Origin of the sequence: Shewanella mytili, assembly GCF_046765975.1 — a bacterium.
In the GTDB taxonomy this organism is placed as follows: Bacteria; Pseudomonadota; Gammaproteobacteria; order Enterobacterales; family Shewanellaceae; genus Shewanella; species Shewanella mytili.
In genome coordinates, this window is record NZ_JBKOUD010000010.1 from 119,352 (window position 1) to 135,295 (window position 15,944).

Genomic DNA, 15,944 nt, shown 5'->3' on the forward strand with positions numbered 1-15,944 from the left:
CCATCAGCCTTTTTTGAGCACCGCCAACGCCGCCAAGGCCCGTTGGCGGGCAAAGCCGTGTTCCACCAGCGGCGGCGGATAACCGGCCGTTGACCTTTTGCCGGCAGCAGGGCGATGCAGATCCGCCAGCGACCATTCTTGCAGCTCCGGCAACCAGCGCCGGATGAAATGGCCTTGCCCATCAAATTTTTCACTCTGGCTCATGGGATTAAAAATGCGAAACCAGGGCTGGGCATCGCACCCCGTGCCGGCCGACCATTGCCAGCCGCCATTGTTGGCAGCCAAATCCCCGTCCAGTAACTGTTGCCGGAAATAACGCTCTCCCCAGCGCCAGTCAACCAGCAGATGCTTGCTGAGAAAACTGGCCACAATCATCCGCAGCCGATTGTGCATCCAGCCCGTATGATGCAACTGGCGCATTGCGGCATCCACAATGGGATAACCGGTGCGCCCGTGGCACCAGGCCGCAAACTCCTCCTTGTTGTTGCGCCAGATAATCCCGTCCGCCAGCGGATTGAAATTTTTCCCCATGCCAAGGCGGGGGAAAGCCACCAGCAGATGACGGTAGAACTCGCGCCATATTAACTCCGCCAACCAGCTGCGCCCGGGGCTGTGCACCCCATAAAGCACTTCGGGATAATGCAGTAACAGCGCAGCGAAACACTGCCGGGGACTAAGGATGCCCAGCGTCAGATAAGGGGATAAACCGCTGCATCCTGCCAACGCCGGAAAATCCCGCTGCTGCGGATAATCATAAAGCTGATGCCGGGTAAATGCCTCCAGACGCTGATGGGCGGCATCTTCTCCCACGGGCCAATAGCTACTGTCCGCTTTCTGGGTTAACGGCAAAAAATGCCGGTCAATCAGGGCGTGTATCCCCGCCAGTTGCGCGCTTGGCAGCGCGGCGGCCACCGCCGCTGGGGCCGGTAACGGCCTGACCACCATGGCGGCAGCCTGTTGGCACCAACGGCGCATGAAAGGCGTGAACACCCGGTACATGTCGCCGTTTTGCGTCAATACCTGTCCCGGGGGCAATAGGCAGTGCTCATGGGTAAGCGTTAGCGGTAATCCTTGCGCCAGCAGGGACTCATCCCGGCGCCGCTCGTCAATTTCCGCCTCCTGACCGGCATAAATGGCCACCCCCTGCTGCCGGATGAGCTGCTGTTGCCACAAGGCACCCATCTCCTTGAACAGCGGGCAATGCCACAGCTGCAATTCAATTCCCAGCGCCGCCAAATCCTTGGCCAGCGTATGCAGCTGCCGGCGGATGAAATCCAGCTGTCTCAGCCCCATGTCATGGCGTTGCCACTGGTTTGGGGTCACCGTATACACCGCAGTAACACGTCCGCCCAGTGCTCTTGCCCGCCCGCAAGCCTGAGTCAGCGCCTGGTTATCATACAAGCGCAAGTCCTTGCGAAACCACATGAAAACGGTGGGACAAGATGGGATGTCAGTCATCGTTTGCCTCCCTCATGCGTTCAATGGCAGCAGTCACATCACCGTCAGGGGGCAATTGCCCCACAGGGGATGCCACAAGCGCCCCGGTAAACAACGGGGCAAATTCCCCGCCCAATAACAAGGGGCACGGTAATGCCTGTGCCAGGCGGATTAATTGCTCGGCGGTTTTCTGGCAATGGCTGGGGGCCGGAAAGATGACCACGGCAGCAAAGGGCTGGCGCTCGCTGAGCAGCAGTAATGTTTCCGGGGCCACAATGTTACCCACCATATGGGGATAATGCCCCCTGAGCGCCAGCGCCAATGTAAGCAACCACTCACTTTGAAAAGGCTGTTGGCCAAGCCTTGCCAGCAGGATTTGCGGCGGCTTTTGGCTTAACAGCTTGCCTGCCCGCAGCGCCAACCATTGGGTTAACTGCTGTTGCAGCCAAGCATCAATCAAACTGCCATCCACCCTGCCAGCCAGGCACTGCGCCATTTTAGACAGCCAGGCTTGAAGATGGCGACCAAGCAACAACGGCGGATACAAACTGCACGCCTCATCCAGCTGTTGCTGCAAGGCACTGGCCTGCAACTGCAGCGTGGCATTAAGCAACGCCCCCTCCAGCCGTTGCCAATCACCGTCAGTATGATTATCCGCCCCGAGTTCTGGCGGCATGGCCACGCCGCTTTGCAATAGGGGTTTGACCTTGCTGATGGCAACGCCGCGCTCCAGCCACTGCAAAATCTCCCGAATTTGCTGCAGCTGCCGCTCGCTGTACAAGCGGTGCCCTTTAGGGGTTCTGGCGGGGATCACCAACCCGAAACGCCGCTGCCAGGCACGCAAGGTGATGGGATTAACCCCCGTACGCTTGGCAACTTCGCCAATGGCCAAATAAGGCCTGTCATGGTCAATATCAGTAGGCATAACGTAATTTCAACTCCTGAGGATGGGGATTCAGGTACACCTGCTGGGCAATGTAGGGGCTGGGAAACTCCCGCAAGTAATGATTAATCAGCGTCAGCGGCACCCACAACGGTTTAAGCCCTTGGCGAAAATCCATAATGGTCTGACCTAATTCGGCCTTCTGCGCCGGAGAAAGACACTTTTTGAAATAGCCCTGAATGTGCTGCAAGGCACTGGTGTGATTGCTGCGACTGGCCTGATGCTGCAATGCACTCATGAACATCACGAAATAACGAGAGGCAATGTCGTCAACCGCTGAGCCACCATCAGCCAGTAACGGCCCCAACTGGCGATACAGGCGCGGACAATGAGCCAGCAGCAGATATTTATAGCGGGCATGAAAATGGGTCAGCTTCTGCCGGGTAAGTCCAGACTGGCATAATTGCTGCCAATCGTGATGGGCATACACCCGGGTAAAGAAATTTTCCCGCAACCCTGCATCATGCAACCGCCCCTCTTCTTCTATGGGCAACTGGGGCCAACGGCGTTTTAATGCCGCTGCCAGCAGCCCTTGCCCCCGTTTGCTGCCATGATGACTGCCAGGCTTGTATACCATCACCCGTTCCATGCCGCAGGTGGGCGATTTGGCACACAGGATGTAGCCGCTGATATTGTGCAAAGCCTCAACCTTGTCATCACAATAACGCTGCAGCGGTGTGGTCACATCCCTCGTACCGTCAACGGTTTGAATGCGGATGCCGTCATCCGTCTGCACTTGACGGATGCCCGGGCGTGGTGCTCCGAGCCCAATGGCCATTTCCGGACAAATCCTGACAAACTCAACATGCGCGGCCAGCTCGCCAGTGCAATAGGCCGAGCGTTTGTGCCCGCCATCAAACCTCACTTTGTCACCCAGTAAACAGGCGCTAATGCCCAAACGGATGGGCTGGGACGTAAACTTATACATAGCAGTCACTCCTGTATAACTTTATATCTCAGTAAGACACATAGTTATACATAAATCAAATTTTGTATAAGTTTATTGACCATGCAGGTTGGAAAGAGGTAGCGAGTGTTGCGGGCAAAAAGTATCGGAAAAATATCACGTGCATAAAAAAGCCCCCGCAGGGGCTTGTCATGAAGCCTGTCAGCGGGTCGGCTGGCGACTACTGAAATAATCCAGCGCCAGTACCAACACAATGGCCGCCACCGCACAGCCAATGGCCAATAACAGCTGATGCTCATTGCCGCTTACCTGCTCATAGCCCCAAGGCGAGAGGTTCTGCTGGTGCAGCGGCACCTGTTCACCATGGGAGTTGGTGCGCCAGCTCAAGGTCTGTTTCCAGGGCCAGATTTTACCCAGAGTGCCCAACATCAGACCGGTAAGAAACACCAGCGTTCCGTCCCGAAAACGTTTCAGCAGCAGGGATAACAGATGGCTGAAACTGAGCAATCCCAGCACCGCACCCACGGCAAAACAGCCGAGAATGTCCAGTTGCAAATTTTTGGCCGCCCCCAGTACCGCAGGATAGAGGCCCAACAGCAACAGAATGAAACTGCCGGAAATTCCGGGCAGGATCATGGCGCAAATGGCAATGGCGCCCCCTAAAAAGATGTTCAGGTAACTGGCCTCCACCTGCCCCGGGTTAATGACGGTAATCAACCAGGCAAACAGCACTCCCATGACAAACAAGCCGATACGGGCCGCGGAAAATCCGCCCCGGACCTGACGCAGCATGTGGTACACCGACACGACAATCAGCCCGAAAAAAAATGACCACACAGGAATGGGATGATGGCTCAGCAGCCAGGAGATGAGTTTTGCCAGTGTAAAAATGCTGGTGAGCACGCCGGCAAACAGGCTTAGCAAAAACGCCCCGTTGATATGGGCGATGGCGCCTTTCAGCCCATGCTGACGGTATACGGACCACAAAGTGGGATTGATGCGGCGTATGCTTTCAAGCAACTTATCGTAAATACCGGTAATGAAGGCAATGGTGCCGCCAGATACCCCGGGGACCACATCAGCCGCCCCCATGGCCAGGCCCTTCAGATAGGTCAGCAAATAATTCACAAAATGTTCCTGATGATTTGAGTCTGTGGCGGATTATACGTAACTCAGCCATTAAAGCTAAGTGCTGCAAGCCAAATGATGTTTGCTATAGTACCCTCCAAAGCGGAGTGCACAAGCCACAATAACGCCATGCACCCCCATGGCACAAAGCCACTGTTACTCAGGGATAGGACTGACATTGTTACATGAACAAGCCCCCATGCAGGCACCGACAAACCACCCGATGTCAGCATCACCTAACAGCAATTTCCCCCTGCTGGCGCCCATTGCCCGCATGCCCAACATTGATGCAGTGCGGGGATTGGCGGTACTGGGCATTTTCTTTCTGAACATTTTCAGCATGGGGATCAGCAGTTATGACTATATCCCGTCCGCCGCTGCACCTGTTGGCGATACTATCGGGCAGGTACTGTATTATCTGCTGCTAAGAGACAGGTTCATCTCATTGTTTTCCATGCTGTTTGGCATTGGGCTTTACATCCAGTGGCATAATTTCATGGCCAAGGGCGAAAACGCCGAAGCCAAAGTCAGCGCCCGTTTATACTGGTTGATGGTCTTTGGCGTTTTGCACGGCGTCTTGCTGTGGCCGGGGGATATCCTGCTGAGCTATGGTCTTTGCGGCCTGCTGGTATGGCGCAACCGCAACCTTGCGGCGGCAGAGCTGCTCAATAAATCCCTGTTGTTCATCGGCATTGGGGTTTTGGTGATGCTGCTATTGGCACTGCTGCCCGCGGACTGGCCGCCACTGGTGCGAGGCAGTGCCGATTACTGGCAGGAATACCAATTATGGACCGGCCCATACCCGCAGCAATTTCAGCAACAATCATGGCTTTTCATAATGGGATTGCTCGCCTTTCCCATCACCTATTTATGGATCTTAAGCGGCTTGATGTTATTGGGCATTTATCTGCTGCAACAGGGCTGGTTCAGCCGCAGTCTTCCTCATAGACACCGCTATTTATGGGGGTCGTTATTACTGTCAGGCATCGCGTGTGGTTGCAGTTTCAGCCAGCGTTCGCTGCTGCAATCCATGGCACAGGTCATCGTGATGATTGCTGCCATTCCCATGGCCCTCTGGCTGGTGCAAGCGATTGTCGGTTATTGCCGCAACCAGCCACAACGATTGTCCCCGTTGCAGGCGGTGGGAAGGATCCCGTTGAGCCTGTATATCCTGCAATCGCTGGCCGGAGTGGCATTTTTTCGCCATCTTGCCCCGGAATTACTGCTAACACTTGATTTCATGGACTATCTATTGCTGGCCACGCTCTGGAGCATTGCCCAGTTGTTACTGGCCCATTATTACCTTAAATGCTGCCGCCAGGGGCCGCTGGAGCGGCTGTGGCGCCATTTGGCCTACACTCGGGGAAACCGCTAATGGGCCCGGCAACATGTCGCCCACGCCATAACCCCTGGAGCTGCCAAGCTGCCTTGTGGTTTTTATTGGGCCTGACGTTACTGGCTGCGGCGCAATGCCTGCCATGGTGGCTGGCAAGCTGGTATCTGCTGTTGAGCCTTGTCAGTTACGGGGCATACGCGCATGACAAACGTGCCGCCATTGCCAAAAAACAGAGAGTCGCAGAAACCCGATTACAGTTTTTGGGCCTCATCGGCGGCTGGCCTGGCGGCATACTGGCACGGCACCATTTGCGGCATAAAACCCTAAAGCACCCTTTTTGTTGGCGGTTTCGCACTGGCGTATGGCTCAATCTGCTACTGCTGCTGGGCATGTTACTGGCGTTGCATCCCGCCGTGATAACCCGGCTGCAATCGCTGTGAAGCGGGGAGACAAACTGCTAATATACCGCTTCATCTGCAACGGCAGACCGATATACGGGAAAACGGAATGAAAACAATGATTGGCGTGGCGCTGGCTTCTGCAATTGCAGTAGCCATGTATTTTTACCTGAACTCACTGACAAATCGCAACATTACCCAAATCACCAGCCAGGGAGAGGCCTTTCTCGCTGAAAACCAGCAGAAACCCGGCGTTATCACTACCGCTTCCGGACTTCAGTACCAATACCTGACCCGGGGCGAAGGCACACAACATCCCGCTGCCAGCGATACGGTAAAAGTGCATTATGAAGGGCGATTGCTCGATGGCAGCGTGTTTGACAGTTCCATCAAGCGCGGCGAGCCATTGGCTTTTCCGCTGAATCGGGTAATTAAAGGCTGGACAGAAGGCGTACAGTTGATGGTGGAAGGGGATAAAGTGCGCTTTTTCATTCCCAACAACCTGGCCTACGGCAACCGCTCCGCTGGCCAGATCCCGCCGGGTTCTGCGTTAATCTTTGACATTGAATTACTGAAGATTAACCCTTAACGCGGTTAATCCATTTCAGACAGCATGGCCAGCAATCCACGGCACACCAGGGTTTCCGAATCATCTACCCGGCTGATTTGGCACAGGCCGGACATTGCTGGCGATACCATTTCACGGATATTGGCCACACAGCCCTTGTAATAATCCGCATTGGCAATGGTGGTGCCTGCCAGCCACAAGTGCTGGGGGTTGAACAAGTTAATGGCCCAAGCAATGCCCATGCCCAAATAAGCCCCTGAGCGGTAAAGTTCCACGGGGTTACGCAGCCGGCGTTGGCGGATGGATTCGCCGCTGGCCATCTGCTCCAAGGTAAACTCACCGGATTCGGTCATCACCCAGCAGTTGCCCAAATCACCGGCCAGCCCATTGGCACCGGTAAATACCTGGCCATTCACCGCCAACGCCAGCCCCATGCCTTCAGAGCAATTCACCAACAGTTCACAGGCATACTTCGGGCTTGCCACCGCATGCATGGCGGCCTGCACATCGTTGCTCACTACCGCCAGTTTGCCGCGGCACTGCAATTTTTGCAGATTTTGCCCTGCCAATCCCGGCAGGTGTTTGCAGGACACCAGTGAATGATCCCGCACCATACCGGGGAAAGCCAGCGCCACCCGGTATTCCTGCAACTGATAGTCACGCTCAAGTTCAGCAATCTGTTGATTAAGTGCCTCCAGTGAGAATGCCTCACCTGTGGGAATTTTATACTGCTCCGTGTTGCCTTCATGGCTGAACAAAAACAGTGCGCTTTCTGAACCTACATCGATTGTTAAGTCTGCCATGCAATCCCCCAAACCTGACCACAGCATGATAATCGCCGCCATAGTAGCACAGGCACTGATAAAGCGGCACTGCCTATCAGTTAACACTTTGCTTTTGCTGCGTTTCCTGTTGAATAATTGCACTTGAGCGTCCGTTTTTCGCGGCAACAGCTCACAGATGGCAGACAGGATGTTGCGCAAAAAGGCCATGAAGCGCGCCACTAGACTAGACAGCCTGTTGCATCAGGCATCCCTTGCATAATAGATTAGCCAGTTGCGATAATCTTCACTTCAGCATTCACTTTTACCGGTACCCGACCGCACAGGCCAAGATACCGCCGCTAACGGAGTTTTTATGTCCAGCCCTATTGCCAGTCGCCTTGCTGCCGTGCGCAGCGAGATGGCCCAGTTGAATCTTGACGCCTTTATCCAGCCAAGAGCCGATGAATACCTCGGCGAGTATGTTCCCGCCCACAACGAACGCCTACTGTGGCTGAGCGGGTTCACCGGCTCGGCGGGCATGGCGATTGTCATGAAAAACAGCGCGGCAATATTTGTGGACGGACGCTACGTGGTACAGGTACGCCAACAGGTGGATGCGGCGTTATACAGTTACCAAAGCCTGACCGACATGCCCCAGTATCAATGGTTGGCCGAACATCTGCCAAGCGGCAGCCGGGTGGGCGTAGACCCAAGGTGCCATACCCTTGCCTGGTTTGATGAAGCAAAAATGGCGCTGGATAAAGCCGGCATTGAACTGGTGGCCTTGGCGCGCAATCCGGTGGATAGCTGCTGGCAGCCACGGCCTGCTGCCGGTAATGCGCCGGCGCAGCTTTTCAGTGATGCGCTGGCAGGCAAAACCAGCGGGCAAAAGCGCCGGGAAATCGGGGCGCTTATCCAAAAAGCCGGCGCGGATGTGGCACTGGTATCAGCCCTGGACTCCTTTTGCTGGCTGCTTAATATTCGCGGGCAGGATATTCCGCGGATCCCGGTCATATTGGGTACGGCACTGCTATATGCCGATGGCCGCATGACGCTGTTCACCCGTCTTGAAAAACTGCCAGAGGATATTGCCGCCCATGTGGGCGAAGGTGTCAGCTTCCGGGAAGAAGCCGCCCTTAACGAGGCGCTGTCGGCACTGAACGGCAAAAAATTACTGGCCGATCCCCATACCGCCAATGCGGCCAGTCAGCTGCAGGCCAAAGCGGCCGGCGCCAAACTGATTGCCGGCAGCGATCCCGTAGCCCTTGCCAAGGCCTGCAAAAATCCCACCGAGATGCAGGGCATGATTGACAGCCACATCCGTGACGGCGTGGCGGTCAGCCGTTTTCTGGCCTGGCTCGACAATGAAGTGGCCAATGGCCGCCTGCATGATGAAGCCGTGCTGGCAGATAAACTGGAAAGCTTTCGCAAGCAGCATCCCCAATACCGGGAACCCAGTTTTGACACCATTTCCGCTGCGGGTTCCAATGCGGCCATGTGCCATTACAACTATGCCAATGGCACCCCCAAGATGCTGGAAATGAACAGCATTTATCTTGTGGACTCAGGAGCCCAATATCAGGACGGCACCACGGATGTTACCCGTACCATCGCCATCGGCAAGGTTACCGATGAACAGAAAAAACTGGTCACCCTGGTGCTAAAAGGCCATATCGCGCTGGATCAGGCCCGATTTCCCAAAGGCACCAGCGGCCAACAGCTGGACATGCTGGCACGGCAATACCTGTGGCAACAGGGGTTTGATTATGACCACGGCACCGGGCACGGCGTCGGCCATTATCTAAGTGTGCACGAAGGGCCGCAACGGATTGCCAAAAACCATAATGCCGTTGCACTGGCACCGGGCATGGTGATTTCCAACGAGCCCGGATACTACCGCGAGGGCGCTTTCGGGATCCGCCTGGAAAACCTCATCACCGTGAAACCCTGCACTGAGTTGGCCGGGGCCGAACGGGAAACCTACTGTTTTGAAGCATTAACGCTCATCCCCATGGATAAACGCCTTTTTGACAAGGCACTGCTGAACGCTGATGAAATCGCCTGGCTGAACCGCTATCACCAACGGGTATACGACACCCTGTCTCCCAGGTTGTCGGGCAGCGAGCTGGCATGGCTGCAACAAGCCACCGCCGCCCTGTAACCCAAGCCAATGACACGACAGGCGGCCACGGCGCATTTTCCATGGCCGCCTGTTGTCATTACAGATCCAAGACTTGAATTCAGTTATACTTGGCGCCATATAAACAGCAGTAATGTTTTTAGAGAGCCATGCCAATGCTGAATACCGAATTTGACAAATATCTGGAATTTCCCACCTCATTTCCTTTCAAAGTGGTAGGCGATTACAACGAGCAGCTTGCTGAGCAGGTCGTCATGGTGGTGCAAAAACACGCGCCGGGCGACTACACCACCTCATCCAAAACCTCCAGCAAAGGCAGTTATTTGTCGGTTACCATCCGCGTACAGGTCACCAGCAAGGAACACATTGAAACCCTGTACACAGAACTTGCCGCGATTGAAGGTGTTCGTCGCGTATTATAATCCTTTAAAAATGTGATCCAGATTACATTTTTGCCGACTCTGGGTATAATGTGCCGGCACAGTTACAGGGAGAAACATTGCCCTTGTCAGATACAACCTTACATGTATTCCATCTTGGTTTGATGGATTATGAAACGGTATGGCATGCCATGCAGCACTATACCGATACCCGTGACGATAACAGCCCTGATGAGCTATGGCTGGTGGAACATCCGCCGGTGTTTACGCAAGGTCAGGCTGGCAAAGCCGAACATATTCTGGCTACTGGCGATATTCCGGTGGTTCAGGTGGATAGAGGGGGACAGGTCACCTATCACGGTCCGGGACAGATGGTGGCTTATCCGCTGCTGAATGTTCGCAAACTGAAAATTGGCGTGCGCCAACTGGTGACCGACATTGAACAGTCCGTGGTGGAGATCCTGTCCCGCTATCGCATTGACGCCTACCCTAAAGCCGATGCCCCCGGTGTGTACGTTGAGGGTAAAAAAATTGCCTCTTTGGGACTGCGCATTCGCCGCGGTTGCTCCTTCCACGGTGTGGCATTTAATGTGGATATGGACTTGGAGCCGTTTCATCGCATCAACCCCTGCGGTTATGCCGGACTGGAAATGACCCAAAGCAAGGCGTTAGGAGGCCCTGCCACCGTAGAGGAAGCCTCACGGCTTTTCAGCGAAATATTCAGCCAGCGACTTGGCTATCAGCAATTACAGCATCACCAAGGATTACCAGAGTCATGAACAGGCCTGAAAGATTACAACCCGGCGTAAAATTACGTGACGCCGAAAAAGTTGCTCGCATTCCAGTAAAAGTTGTGCCCTCTGAACGGGATACCATGTTGCGTAAGCCCGACTGGCTGAGAGTAAAACTGCCCTCCTCCAACCAGCGCATTCAGGATATCAAGCAAGCCTTGCGTAGCCATGGCCTGCATTCGGTGTGTGAAGAAGCCTCCTGCCCCAATCTGGCAGAATGCTTTAACCATGGCACTGCCACGTTCATGATCCTCGGTGCCATCTGTACCCGTCGCTGCCCTTTCTGCGATGTGGCCCACGGCCGGCCGCTGAAACCCGATCCGGAGGAGCCTTTGCAGCTGGCGCGTACCATTCGCGACATGAAGCTGAAATACGTGGTGATTACCTCCGTTGACCGTGACGACTTGCGTGATGGTGGCGCCCAGCATTTTGCCGACTGCATCCGCGAAATCCGCAAACTCAATCCCCATATCAAGATTGAAATTCTGGTACCGGATTTCCGTGGCCGCATTGAGCAGGCACTGGACATCATCTCCCAGGAGCCACCGGACGTATTCAACCACAACCTGGAAACCGCGCCGGCCCATTACCGCAAAGCCCGCCCGGGTGCCAACTACCAGTGGTCGCTTAACCTGCTGCAACAGTTCAAGCAGCGCCATCCGGACATTCCCACAAAATCTGGGCTGATGATGGGGCTGGGTGAAAGCAATGAAGAGATCATTCAGGTACTCAAGGACTTGCGTGCTCATGATGTGAACATGTTAACCCTTGGGCAGTATTTGCAGCCCTCCCGTTTCCATCTGCCAGTTGAACGTTATGTCACGCCGCAGGAGTTTGACGAGCTGCATGAGATTGCCGTGGAATTGGGCTTTACCCATGCCGCTTGTGGGCCGCTGGTACGCTCCAGTTACCATGCCGATTTACAGGCACAAGGCAAGGAAGTGAAATAAGCGCCCACGCCTTTATCTGTTTGTAAAAAAGCCGCCCAAGGCGGCTTTTGTTTTGATTGTATCTCGCGACTCGCCCCATCAAGCGGCTAAATCCGCGCCTCATAATGCAGCGGCAGCTCCATTAACAGCGCATCTTCCCGCCCGGTCGCCGTATGGTAATAATCCTTACGGTTACCGGTTTCAATAAATCCCAAATGGCGATAAAGGCCAATGGCCGGAGCATTGGTGACACGCACCTCCAGCAGCAATATGGCCACGCCCTGTGTACGCAAAGAGGCGATGGTGGCCTCAAGCAGCATTTTCCCAAGTCCCTGTCCTTGCTTGCCTGGCAGCATGCAAATGTTCATCAGCGTGGCTTCATCAAACACGCATTGCAAAATACTGAATCCCAACAACTCCCCGTTATCGTCAAACAGCCCCAGCTGTTGGTAGAAACGGCCAAAACAGCTGCCCAGGGTAGCCTCGTCCCAGGGGTAAGGATGGGCCTGCTGCTCCACTTGCAGCATTTGCGGCAAATGGGCCTGTGTTAACGGTAATACCTGTGCCATATTAACGGGCCTCCAGATGTGGCCATAATTGCTGCCATAACGCACGTTTGTTTTGGCTGCTCATTTGCAACGTGGCAATGGCGGGGGTAGACAACAACGCGCCAGATGCTTCATGTGGGGCAAACGCCCATAACACCGTTTGCCCTGGTGCCACCTCAGACACCACACGGCATTGCTTTGCAGCAATGCCCAGCAACTCCAGCACCGTGCTCACAATGGGGTGTTGCAACAATGCCCCGTCTGCATCCGCCAGCAGATACAGCTCGGTAGCAGAAGCATCACGGCGCCGTGATTGCCATTGAACAATCCCCATGGCATAAAGAAATTTGTTCATCAAACCACCTTAAAATTCCGCAATGGCACAGGATATCAATTATCCCCCGGGCTGTCGCAGACCAAACTTTCATTCCTGTTCAGAGCACGATTAACAACACATGAAAACAGATTACACATATCTATTTTATTCGCTTTAACCATTTAGCCTGTGCGTTATCATAACCCCATCGAGAAAAGGAGGTTTATATTATGAGTACAGAAATCAATATTGGCATTGATCAGGCTGATCGTCTCAACATCGCCAACGGCTTGAATAAACTGCTGGCAGACACCTACAGCCTTTATCTCAAAACCCACAGTTTTCATTGGAATGTTACCGGCCCCATGTTCAACACTCTGCATTTGATGTTTGAGGCCCAATACACAGAGCTGGCAACCGCGGTGGATTTGATTGCCGAACGCGTCCGGGCACTGGGAGAACGGGCGCTGGGTTCATACAGTGCCTATGCCAAGGTGACCGACATCAAGGAAGACAATGGCGTTACTGATGCCACCCGGATGTTACAAGAGTTGCTGGAAGGGCAGGAAACCATTATCCGCAGCGCCAGAGCCCTCTACCCGTTGGTAAACCAGGCTCAGGATGAAGCCACCAATGATTTGCTGACACAGCGCATCCAGCTCCATGAGAAAACCGCTTGGATGCTGCGTAGCATGCTGGCTAAATAACACAAGCAGCGGTACTGAAAATGCCGGCCAATGCAATTGGTCGGCATTTTTTATGCCTTAAAACAATATGAATAAAAATCAACCGCTCCTGGGCAATATCCACTATCATAAGCACATGTTCATATATCCCTGATAAAAACACCATTACTTATACAATGAGTGAATGGCACGCTTAACAATACAGCACAGGTGACGGGCACACTCGGCATCTGCTGAAATGGCGCAATGGCAGTGCAACTCTCAACGCACAACAGGTATTTCCATGAAAAAAAACGGCTTCACATTGATTGAATTGGTTACCGTCATCATCATCTTGGGCATTATTGCAGCGATTGCCTTGCCAAAATTCATAGGGTTACAAAAAGAAAGCAAGGAAGCCGACTTAAAAGCCTTGGCAGCCACACTGGAAACCACCATCAGCCTGGTGCATGTCAAAGCCGCATTACAGGGAAAAGACCGGGAGCCAGTCAATAAAAACGATCCCAGCCGGTGGGTGGACTATAACGGTAGCAAAATTCCCACGCACTATGGCTATCCGTTACCTTTCAGTCTGGGTGATACCTCAACACTGGCGCCCAGCATGCTCGACCTTGATGGTTTTAAAAATTTTGAGCAACTTAAGACCCTGCATTCAAATGCCACGGTATTTTTATTGAATAGCGACCCACGGAAAAATATTGATGAGGCGCTGGACAAGGATGTGGCCAAACGCCATTGTCTGGTGTTGTATGAGTACGCCATCAACATCAGCAGCCAACCCACCATCACATTTTATGACGGATGCGATTAACATCCGGCAACAGATACCAACGGAAATGTCACTGTCGCTTATAAGCTACGTTTTTCCATAAGGAAATTACGTAGCTTTTGACCACGCACATCCACCGTTTGTGCTTGCACGACGTTAAACCCAAACTTCTCGAAAAATGGACGGGCAGTAATGCTAACCTCCGAGTAAAGCTTGCAATTCCCTTGTCGCTTGCCAGTATCCAGCACATGCTCCATCAGCCTGCGTCCTACGCCTTGCCCTTGATGTTCATGATGGACAAAGAAATGATCAATTAGCCCGTTTTCCTGAAGGTCTGCATAACCCACAATTTCGCCGTCAATCTCAGCAATAAAAGGTTCAATCTCGTTCATTTTTCGCTGCCAAATGTCAGGAGCGAAATCATCAGGCGCCCATGCCTCTACTTGTGCTTGGGAATAGTCGCGCAGATTCACTTTGCGAACCGCGTAATAAAAGATGGCCCACAAAGCACGTGCATCTGATCCTTTGTATGTTCTGATGTTAATCATGGGATTGGGACTGCTGCCCACACAAAACTGAGTCATGCCACTACAAACCATTGGCAACTGCAAGAAGTGAATTGATATTCAAAAAGCTGCCTAGACATGTCTAACAACTTTTCCAACACAAAGAAAAACGGCTCGCACATGACATGCAAGCCGTTGAAATAAGTGGCAGGGGTGACAGGACTCGAACCCGTAACCGTCGGTTTTGGAGACCGCTGTTCTACCAATTGGAACTACACCCCTACGGAACGACGGGCATTATGCTAAAACTGCCGTTAAAGGTAAAGGCTTTTTTGTCGCAACAAGCACTAACTGCAGTTTTTTCAGGCAAAGCCTGCCGATTGACAACCGTATTTATCAAAAACTACATTTTTCAATAAATAAGGAGCATGACAACGATGCGATCCCTCATCAAACCTTGGGGCGTTTCCCGTCACGGGATGATGACACCTTTGCCGAGACGTGGGATAACCAGCATCCAAGCATCAGCAAATCTTGGCGCGACAATTGGGCAAGGCTTAGCGTGTTCTTCGACTACCCACCGGAGATACGTAAGGTGATTTATACCACCAACACCATCAAATCACTCAATGCCAGCCTGCGTCAGGTCACCAAAACGAGAAGGTCATTCCCGAGCGATGATGCGGTGCTTAAGTTGCTGTATCTGGCTTTACACCAGATTGCTAAAAAGTGGACAATGCCACTGCGAGATTGGAAGCCTGCCATGACGCAGTTTATGATCATGTACGGTGACCGTATATCGTTGTGATAAACAGCCACTTACACAGAAAATTTTATAGTGTAGTTGCCCCCACTAAAACGGACAGCTTAACTCGCCACTTTAAGAGCTCGATACTCTCTAGGTGACATCATTTTCAATCCACTGTGTGGGTGGTAATTGTTGTAATCGTCAAACCATTCGGCGAGCTTTACAAGCACTGTAGCTGCATCTGGACGGTCATTCAGGTATACATATGAGACTCCCACATTTATACCAACAAAAATAGCCATTACCACGCTGTTATGAAGCAGTGCAAGCGCAAAAAGGCCACCCATTGGGTGGCCTTTTTGACTTTAATAGGCGTCTGGCGATGACCTACTCTCACATGGGGAGACCCCACACTACCATCGGCGCGATTGTGTTTCACTTCTGAGTTCGGGATGGGATCAGGTGGGACCACAATGCTATTGTCACCAGACAAATTTTTACAGGTTATATCCGTCTGACGGCATTGCCTAGCAATCCCTGCGTCATTAACCTTTATTCTTCAATTCAGAAAGCTGTTCGCTGTGATAATGGTGGTCGCTACTGGGTTCGAACCAGTGACCCCCTGCTTGTAAGGCAGGTGCTCTCCCAGC

17 protein-coding genes, 1 tRNA gene, 1 rRNA gene and 2 pseudogenes are annotated in these 15,944 nt (G+C 53.1%); 10 read left to right on the forward strand and 11 right to left on the reverse strand.

Going from position 1 to position 15,944, the window contains the following annotated elements:
• Positions 1–3: 3 nt before the first annotated feature.
• From phrB to ACIDEJ_RS11230, 4 genes are all read right to left on the reverse strand, one after another.
• Complete coding sequence (gene phrB, locus ACIDEJ_RS11215; protein WP_411988154.1) at positions 4–1,458, reverse strand: deoxyribodipyrimidine photo-lyase; 1,455 nt, start codon at positions 1,456–1,458, stop codon at positions 4–6.
• The gene (locus ACIDEJ_RS11220; RefSeq protein ID WP_411988155.1) at positions 1,451–2,362 is read right to left on the reverse strand and encodes a MerR family transcriptional regulator; all 912 of its coding nucleotides are present in this window, start codon (positions 2,360–2,362) and stop codon (positions 1,451–1,453) included. The genes phrB and ACIDEJ_RS11220 overlap by 8 nt, the downstream gene beginning before the upstream one ends.
• Entirely contained in the window at positions 2,352–3,308 is a 957-nt protein-coding gene (locus ACIDEJ_RS11225) for a YbgA family protein (RefSeq protein WP_411988156.1), read from the reverse strand. Before ACIDEJ_RS11225 ends, ACIDEJ_RS11220 begins: the two co-directional genes overlap by 11 nt.
• Positions 3,309–3,488: 180 nt before the next feature.
• Positions 3,489–4,415 (reverse strand): polyprenyl-phosphate transporter, encoded by a 927-nt coding sequence (locus ACIDEJ_RS11230; RefSeq protein ID WP_411988157.1) that lies wholly within the window; start codon positions 4,413–4,415, stop codon positions 3,489–3,491.
• A 178-nt stretch (positions 4,416–4,593) separates the two neighbouring features.
• On the opposite strand from ACIDEJ_RS11230, the gene ACIDEJ_RS11235 reads away from it, so the two are divergent.
• The 3 genes from ACIDEJ_RS11235 to ACIDEJ_RS11245 all read left to right on the forward strand — a co-directional run bounded on the left by ACIDEJ_RS11235 (position 4,594) and on the right by ACIDEJ_RS11245 (position 6,738).
• On the forward strand, positions 4,594–5,790 hold the full coding sequence (locus ACIDEJ_RS11235) for a DUF418 domain-containing protein (protein WP_411988158.1): 1,197 nt from the start codon (positions 4,594–4,596) through the stop codon (positions 5,788–5,790).
• Positions 5,791–5,843: 53 nt separating this feature from the next.
• On the forward strand, positions 5,844–6,191 hold the full coding sequence (locus ACIDEJ_RS11240; protein ID WP_411988159.1) for a DUF1294 domain-containing protein: 348 nt from the start codon (positions 5,844–5,846) through the stop codon (positions 6,189–6,191).
• A gap of 115 nt (positions 6,192–6,306) precedes the next feature.
• Complete coding sequence (locus ACIDEJ_RS11245; protein WP_411988176.1) at positions 6,307–6,738, forward strand: FKBP-type peptidyl-prolyl cis-trans isomerase; 432 nt, start codon at positions 6,307–6,309, stop codon at positions 6,736–6,738.
• A 5-nt stretch (positions 6,739–6,743) separates the two neighbouring features.
• On the opposite strand, the gene ACIDEJ_RS11250 is transcribed toward ACIDEJ_RS11245, so the two are convergent.
• Positions 6,744–7,520 carry an ROK family protein gene (locus ACIDEJ_RS11250; protein WP_411988160.1) on the reverse strand — a complete coding sequence of 259 codons (777 nt, stop codon included), beginning with the start codon at positions 7,518–7,520 and terminating at the stop codon, positions 6,744–6,746.
• 334 nt (positions 7,521–7,854) lie between these two features.
• On the opposite strand from ACIDEJ_RS11250, the gene ACIDEJ_RS11255 reads away from it, so the two are divergent.
• From ACIDEJ_RS11255 to lipA, 4 genes are all read left to right on the forward strand, one after another.
• A complete protein-coding gene (locus ACIDEJ_RS11255) occupies positions 7,855–9,642 on the forward strand; it encodes an aminopeptidase P family protein (protein ID WP_411988161.1) in 1,788 nt (595 codons plus the stop codon).
• Positions 9,643–9,776: 134 nt separating this feature from the next.
• On the forward strand, positions 9,777–10,043 hold the full coding sequence (gene ybeD, locus ACIDEJ_RS11260; protein ID WP_411988162.1) for a DUF493 family protein YbeD: 267 nt from the start codon (positions 9,777–9,779) through the stop codon (positions 10,041–10,043).
• Positions 10,044–10,126: 83 nt separating this feature from the next.
• Entirely contained in the window at positions 10,127–10,780 is a 654-nt protein-coding gene (gene lipB, locus ACIDEJ_RS11265) for a lipoyl(octanoyl) transferase LipB (RefSeq protein WP_411988163.1), read from the forward strand.
• Positions 10,777–11,742 carry a lipoyl synthase gene (lipA, locus tag ACIDEJ_RS11270; RefSeq protein ID WP_411988164.1) on the forward strand — a complete coding sequence of 322 codons (966 nt, stop codon included), beginning with the start codon at positions 10,777–10,779 and terminating at the stop codon, positions 11,740–11,742. Before lipB ends, lipA begins: the two co-directional genes overlap by 4 nt.
• An 86-nt stretch (positions 11,743–11,828) precedes the next feature.
• On the opposite strand, the gene rimI is transcribed toward lipA, so the two are convergent.
• Positions 11,829–12,290 carry a ribosomal protein S18-alanine N-acetyltransferase gene (gene rimI, locus ACIDEJ_RS11275; RefSeq protein WP_411988165.1) on the reverse strand — a complete coding sequence of 154 codons (462 nt, stop codon included), beginning with the start codon at positions 12,288–12,290 and terminating at the stop codon, positions 11,829–11,831.
• 1 nt (position 12,291) lies between these two features.
• Positions 12,292–12,624 (reverse strand): DNA polymerase III subunit psi, encoded by a 333-nt coding sequence (locus tag ACIDEJ_RS11280; protein WP_411988166.1) that lies wholly within the window; start codon positions 12,622–12,624, stop codon positions 12,292–12,294.
• A 191-nt stretch (positions 12,625–12,815) separates the two neighbouring features.
• Here ACIDEJ_RS11280 and ACIDEJ_RS11285 point away from each other — a divergent pair, with 191 nt between their 5' ends.
• Together ACIDEJ_RS11285 and ACIDEJ_RS11290 are read left to right on the forward strand one after the other, a co-directional pair.
• Positions 12,816–13,292 (forward strand): Dps family protein, encoded by a 477-nt coding sequence (locus ACIDEJ_RS11285; RefSeq protein ID WP_411988167.1) that lies wholly within the window; start codon positions 12,816–12,818, stop codon positions 13,290–13,292.
• A gap of 262 nt (positions 13,293–13,554) precedes the next feature.
• Positions 13,555–14,082: a prepilin-type N-terminal cleavage/methylation domain-containing protein gene (locus ACIDEJ_RS11290; RefSeq protein ID WP_411988168.1), complete on the forward strand. Its 528-nt coding sequence runs from the start codon at positions 13,555–13,557 to the stop codon at positions 14,080–14,082.
• A 38-nt stretch (positions 14,083–14,120) separates the two neighbouring features.
• On the opposite strand, the gene ACIDEJ_RS11295 is transcribed toward ACIDEJ_RS11290, so the two are convergent.
• Positions 14,121–14,588, reverse strand: coding sequence for a GNAT family N-acetyltransferase (locus tag ACIDEJ_RS11295; protein ID WP_411988169.1), 468 nt, complete (start codon positions 14,586–14,588; stop codon positions 14,121–14,123).
• A gap of 163 nt (positions 14,589–14,751) precedes the next feature.
• Positions 14,752–14,828, reverse strand: a tRNA-Trp gene (locus ACIDEJ_RS11300).
• A 202-nt stretch (positions 14,829–15,030) separates the two neighbouring features.
• Here ACIDEJ_RS11300 and ACIDEJ_RS11305 point away from each other — a divergent pair.
• Positions 15,031–15,354, forward strand: a pseudogene (locus ACIDEJ_RS11305) (transposase); the annotation flags it as partial.
• Positions 15,355–15,413: 59 nt separating this feature from the next.
• Here ACIDEJ_RS11305 and ACIDEJ_RS11310 read toward each other — a convergent pair.
• Together ACIDEJ_RS11310 and rrf are read right to left on the reverse strand one after the other, a co-directional pair.
• Positions 15,414–15,560: pseudogene (locus tag ACIDEJ_RS11310) on the reverse strand (integrase core domain-containing protein); the annotation flags it as partial.
• 108 nt (positions 15,561–15,668) lie between these two features.
• Positions 15,669–15,784: ribosomal RNA gene (gene rrf, locus ACIDEJ_RS11315) — 5S ribosomal RNA — on the reverse strand.
• Positions 15,785–15,944 lie beyond the last annotated feature (160 nt).

Excerpts from the sequence above, each read along its gene's own strand:
- ACIDEJ_RS11290 (WP_411988168.1), top strand. The coding sequence starts at position 13,555 with ATGAAAAAAAACGGCTTCACATTGATTGAATTGGTTACCGTCATCATC.
- lipA (WP_411988164.1), top strand. The coding sequence starts at position 10,777 with ATGAACAGGCCTGAAAGATTACAACCCGGCGTAAAATTACGTGACGCC.
- ACIDEJ_RS11245 (WP_411988176.1), top strand. The coding sequence starts at position 6,307 with ATGTATTTTTACCTGAACTCACTGACAAATCGCAACATTACCCAAATC.
- ACIDEJ_RS11250 (WP_411988160.1), bottom strand. The coding sequence starts at position 7,520 with ATGGCAGACTTAACAATCGATGTAGGTTCAGAAAGCGCACTGTTTTTG.
- ACIDEJ_RS11280 (WP_411988166.1), bottom strand. The coding sequence starts at position 12,624 with ATGAACAAATTTCTTTATGCCATGGGGATTGTTCAATGGCAATCACGG.
- phrB (WP_411988154.1), bottom strand. The coding sequence starts at position 1,458 with ATGACTGACATCCCATCTTGTCCCACCGTTTTCATGTGGTTTCGCAAG.
- ACIDEJ_RS11220 (WP_411988155.1), bottom strand. The coding sequence starts at position 2,362 with ATGCCTACTGATATTGACCATGACAGGCCTTATTTGGCCATTGGCGAA.
- ACIDEJ_RS11295 (WP_411988169.1), bottom strand. The coding sequence starts at position 14,588 with ATGATTAACATCAGAACATACAAAGGATCAGATGCACGTGCTTTGTGG.
- ACIDEJ_RS11255 (WP_411988161.1), top strand. The coding sequence starts at position 7,855 with ATGTCCAGCCCTATTGCCAGTCGCCTTGCTGCCGTGCGCAGCGAGATG.
- ybeD (WP_411988162.1), top strand. The coding sequence starts at position 9,777 with ATGCTGAATACCGAATTTGACAAATATCTGGAATTTCCCACCTCATTT.
- ACIDEJ_RS11225 (WP_411988156.1), bottom strand. The coding sequence starts at position 3,308 with ATGTATAAGTTTACGTCCCAGCCCATCCGTTTGGGCATTAGCGCCTGT.
- ACIDEJ_RS11285 (WP_411988167.1), top strand. The coding sequence starts at position 12,816 with ATGAGTACAGAAATCAATATTGGCATTGATCAGGCTGATCGTCTCAAC.
- rimI (WP_411988165.1), bottom strand. The coding sequence starts at position 12,290 with ATGGCACAGGTATTACCGTTAACACAGGCCCATTTGCCGCAAATGCTG.